Annotated in this window: 3 protein-coding genes and 2 pseudogenes; 1 reads left to right on the forward strand and 4 read right to left on the reverse strand. The window is 56.7% G+C overall.

Translation table 11 applies throughout. The features are described from left to right. A pseudogene (locus tag BM228_RS33225) lies at positions 1-292 on the reverse strand (IS66 family transposase); the annotation flags it as partial. 77 nt (positions 293-369) lie between these two features. Here BM228_RS33225 and BM228_RS33230 point away from each other — a divergent pair. Then, positions 370-1,361, forward strand: a pseudogene (locus BM228_RS33230) (IS481 family transposase). A 425-nt stretch (positions 1,362-1,786) separates the two neighbouring features. On the opposite strand, the gene BM228_RS33235 reads toward BM228_RS33230, so the two are convergent. The 3 genes from BM228_RS33235 to BM228_RS33245 all read right to left on the reverse strand — a co-directional run. After that, a complete protein-coding gene (locus BM228_RS33235) occupies positions 1,787-2,956 on the reverse strand; it encodes a glycosyltransferase (RefSeq protein ID WP_092047576.1) in 1,170 nt (389 codons plus the stop codon). Positions 2,957-3,141: 185 nt separating this feature from the next. Continuing rightward, complete coding sequence (gene tnpC, locus BM228_RS33240) at positions 3,142-4,422, reverse strand: IS66 family transposase (RefSeq protein WP_092047577.1); 1,281 nt, start codon at positions 4,420-4,422, stop codon at positions 3,142-3,144. A 314-nt stretch (positions 4,423-4,736) separates the two neighbouring features. Then, positions 4,737-5,073 (reverse strand): transposase (locus BM228_RS33245; RefSeq protein WP_139234354.1); only part of this gene is annotated, 337 nt, incomplete at its 5' end.

The following is a 5,073-nucleotide window of genomic DNA, read 5'->3' on the forward strand; positions in this document are numbered from 1 at the left end:
GACGCTGGTGCTGCGTCACGATCGGCGCCACCGCGGGCAGCTCGATCGGCTCGGCGACGCTGACGACCTCTGCCGGAAGAGCGGCATGCAGGCTGGCGCCGCAGCACGCGCACGCCTCGGAACGATGCTCGACGACGGCATCGGGATCGTCGCTCACGACGCGGCTGTGACCCTCGTGACCGGACTTGGCGCCGCCCGGCTTGGAGTGCTCCCGCTGCTCCTTGCGATCCGTCGCGGGCGGCTTGGACGAGGTGCGCGACGTCTTCTCTGGCCGCTGCAGCCGCAGCACCACCTCATCTTGAGCCCGTCGAAGTGTTTAATCCCAGGGTTTGATGGTACACTCTTTACGTCGGAGTGGAGGGACGCGCTATGGGCCAGGTTCTTGACGGAAGCGCCACAACGACTGAGTCGATCCGTCGAGAGATCCAGCATAGTCAAGCGAGCCTGAGGACGCTCTCGAAGCGGACGGGATCAACCCAAAGACGGTCGCAATGTAGAGGCAGAGGACCTCGGTCGCCGACCAGCGCACGGGGCCTAAGGATCCGCGTTCGTCGGTGCTGTCACTGGAAGACGAGGCGGTGGTGGTCGCCTTTCGTCGTCACACGCTCCTGCCGCTCGACGACTGCCTCTACGCGCTCCAAGCCACGATCCCGCACCTAACCCGCTCATCGCTGCACCGCTGCCTGCAACGCCACGGTATCAGCCGACTGCCGGAGGTCGACGGTGACAAGCTTAAGCGGTCGCGCTCCAAGGCCTACCCGCTCGGCTACTTCCACATCGATCTGGCTGAGGTCCACACGGCGGAGGGCCGGCTCTACCATTTCGTCGCCATCGACCGCACCACTAAGTTCGCCTTCGTTGAGCTTCATGAGAAGGCAACGCGGCGGGTCGCAGGCGACTTCCTCCGCCATCTCATCGAGGCCGTGCCTTACATGGTGCATACGGTGCTCACCGCCAACGGCACCCACTTCACCTCGCCCGGCAACATCGCCTCGGCCGACTCCATCATCAAGCAGGCAATTGCAGCCGGCGAGACATTCCGAGCCCACAGCTTCGAGACCGCCTGCGCCCGCAACGATATCGACCATCGCCTGACCAAGCCGCGTCACCCCTGGACCAACGGTCAGGTCGAGTGCATGAACCGCACGATCAAGGACGCGACAGTCAAGCGCTACCACTACGACAGCCATGAGCACCTCCGCTCTCACCTGGCCGACTTCGTCAGCGCCTACAACTTCGCCCGCCAACTGAAGACTCTGCGGAATCTCACGCCCTACGAGGCCATCTGCAGGGCATGGTCCGCCGAGCCCAGCCGCTCTAGGTCAAACCCGCTCCACCAAATGCCGGGACCAAACATCTAGATCAGCCGGCTGAAGATGTTTAAACCCGCCATGAATGGCCGCCCCTGATTCACAGTGCTTTGCCACCGCATGTTTCTTGCAGTTTGATTCATGCACACTGTAGGATAACCGTGAAACAAAGTTAGAGTCCGTCCAACCTCGCCAAGATTCATATGCATCGAGCGACACGCGAATATTCTCACCGCGTCATTGCACATGCTTCGGCGCGTCCTCCTGCTGCGTCCCTAATCACAGTAAAAATTAAAGGGCCTTGCTACAAACTAAGCAAGTACTATCCTGAAACAAAACTGAAACACGCGCAAAGATTACTGCAGAAACTATCTGAGCTGTAGTCTACAACCGCCACTAAACACTGATTGCGACAAGGTAGTTAGGCATTCTCCGCAGCCGGAACGGACCGAAAGAGCAATAACATATTCAATCAATTACTCCATTGCTCGTTTTAAAAATGATAAGAATTTTTCTCGATCTCCGGTCTTAATCAACTTTCCATAAAAGGACATAGCAGCATTGGAAGCTGCCTCGAGAGCACGATCATTTAATAAGAGTCCCTCTATCAGATCGGATCGACACTCAAAAACCGCCTGCCCTCCCCCCGGCGGGAGACCGTCCATAGAGTGAACAGAGCCAAAAACAGGCTTACCGTTCGCTAACGCTTCTACAACTTTGATCTTCAGTCCTGTTCCTTCCACCGGTGAAATAACGCATTTACTGCAAGCATAGACCTCTATCAAGTCATCTACCACGCCCAAAATCTGTATGTTTTTATTTTTAGATGCACACGAAACGACAACTTCATTTAATCCAACCGCGCCGACAATAGCTAAGGAAAATCTTGTAAGCAGATTGCTGTTGCGGTTTATAAAATTTACAATCCCAGAAGAGTTGAAGTAGTTATTCGCTCCAACAAAAAGCATATCGTATTTCATTTTATACAGCGGGGGAGTAGACGTCTGCTCCTCTGAATATGACGGAATATAGAAATAATTTTTGTTTAAAACAATATGCTGAAAAAAGGCTAGATCTGCCGGTGATATCGAAATATATGAGTCAGCGCCAGAAATCATAGCAGCCTCGCTGCGCATTTTCCCTATAATTCTTAGATGCCAAGGTTCAAGCCCCGTCGCTTTAGCCGACTTTATGCTTTTAATATCATGCGTCTCGACTAATATGCGACCAGATGGACGACCGTTGACAAGCGACAATGTATCTACGAAATGGAATATAAACACTGATGACTTAGCGGAACGAAGTTTTTTCCAAAATTTCGTTCCAGGCAAACTTAACCAACTTATATATTCAGCAAAGGGTGGACAAATTTGATATAAAGCGTTTTTTATTCGCGTATATATATAAGCCGATTTTCCAAGATCATCCAATATAAGAGGAACGCCGTCGAATTCGCTGCGGAATCTGATTATATCTTCACATCTCCAAGGGTGATCTACATGATTGCTAAAGCTATAGACAATAACTCTAAATCCGTTACGTTGTAGGAATTTTATTTGATCTAGAATTCTAACATGTGACCCGCGCTTTCCAGCTATGAAGCACCCTTCAACGATAAGGATGATTGAATTTGTGTACTCAACCATTATGCTCACTTGAGTTTCTTTATATCTTGGCACTTATGATCGAGTTTGTCAACTAAACTATGTTTTACCCATTAACGTTGGCGCTAAATAATTTCAATTTGAATTTACCAGGTTAATCTAAATACTCTACGTTTTCATGATTGTCGCCCATAAGCTGTAATTACCCAGGCCTTTGACGGCTGGGATCAGGCACCGACGGTCTTGAGGATGGTGCCGAATGGGCTGTGGCCTGCGAGGCGTGCGGTATCGACGACGGTGCGGATGGCGGCCTCGCCCTCGGCGGCCCACATCGCGCGGTAGCCGTTGGTCATCTTTCGCTGGACGACCGCTGGGCGCAGCAGTCGCTCTGAGCCGTTGTTGGTCGGTTCGACCGCGCCGGGATGGGCGAGGAAGACGAGGAGCTGATCGCGCGCCCGTCCGATCTTGGCCTGCAGGTCGCGGGTCAGGTCGCAGCGGCTCGGTGTGGTGAGGATGGCGCCGAGCTGTCGATCCAAGGTCCGGCGCTTGGCAGCCAGCGTCGAGGCGGCCAGATCGGTGACGCGCTCGGCCAGGCCGAATACCGTCTGCAACCAGAGCTGCAATCGCCAGGGTATGGGATCGTCGCTGACCTCGACGACGTAGGCGACGTCGCGGGCGAGATGGGCGAGGCAGGTCTGGTGCGCGGCGGCATGACCCTGCTGGGCGGTGTAGCGGTCTGAGATCCACACCGCGGGCCGGTGGCCGTCCATCATCTCCCGCACCACGACAGCGCCCCGCGTCGGCGAGGCCGTGTGCACCACGGCGTCGGCCGCGTGGAACACCCAATGATAAGCGTTGCTGCCCTCGATCCGGACGCCGGTCTCGTCCGAGGCGATCACAGCGGCCCGGCGTAGCGTCGAGACGGCCTCCTCGCGACCGGAGCGGAAGTGCCACTGCGCACGCTGGAGCAGGTTCATCAGCCCGTCCTGGCTGAGGCTGAGACCGAACAGGTCCGACAAGGCTGCCTGCAGTCGCTCGTAGGACAGCGCCTGGAAGGTCTTGAGATACGTCGCCACCGCATGCAGCCGCGGGCCAAACGGCGTGCCGCGCGCCGCCTCCGGCACTGGCGCGACGACCCGCATCCCGCAGCTCGGGCACTGCACGGCCAACCGTCGATGCTGCGTCACGACTGGTGTCACCGCCGGCAACTCGATCCGCTCGGACACGCTCACGAGTTCGACAGGAAGATCTCCGTGCAGGTCGCCGCCGCAGCACGCACAGCGGTCGGGCTGATGATCGACGACCGCGTCGGGATTGTCCCTCATCACACGGCTATGGCCCTCGTGGCCGGGCTTGGCCCCGCCAGGTTTGGATCGCTCGCGCCGCTCTTTGCGGTCTGTGGCGGGCGGCTTCGAGGAAGTGCGCGAGGTCTTGTCCGGACGTTGCAGACGCAGCACCAGCTCGATCAGTTCCTCGCGGCTCAACCGCTCAAGATCGCTGCGCCCCATCCTACGAAGGAATCAGCGAAACCCGACCCGCGCAAGGGCCTGGGTAATTACCATAAGCTGATTGCCGTCATCACTAGCGAGTTAATGAGATAATATCCGCATATTCAATGCCTAATTGAGAATTTTTAATCGATCCGATATTGTTAATCTATTAGTAAATAACTTTTGAGAGTGCTCCCTTCATATTATGATCTGGGTAGACGTAGAGCTTGCGAAATCAAGACTTAGTGGTGCGAGTCCAAGATCCCTCTCCATGACGCTGTGGCAAGCCATCTGACGGGGATCATGGCGACTGCGAGCGCGAATAAGAGTGCCTAACAGAACCGTCTGATCTGGTTGAGGGTGACGAGGCTTGCGGCGAGGCTGGTGAAGGCCTCGTAGATGTCGCTGCGCCGCTCGTAGCGGATGGGCAGGCGGCGGAAGCGGTTGAACCACGCGTGGGTGCGCTCCACCACCCAGCGGTGACGCCCGAGCTTCTCGCTGCTTTCGATGCCTTTGCGGGCGATGCGTGGCACGATCCCGCGCACCCGGCATTCTTGCCTCCGCGCCTTCGCATCGTAGGCCTTGTCCGCGTGCAGCTTGCTGGGCCGCCGGCGCGGTCGCCCGCGTCGCCCGCTACGCAGGGGCGGGATGGCGTCGAGCGTCGGGGCC

Source organism: Methylobacterium pseudosasicola (assembly GCF_900114535.1).
Classification (GTDB): Bacteria; Pseudomonadota; Alphaproteobacteria; order Rhizobiales; family Beijerinckiaceae; genus Methylobacterium; species Methylobacterium pseudosasicola.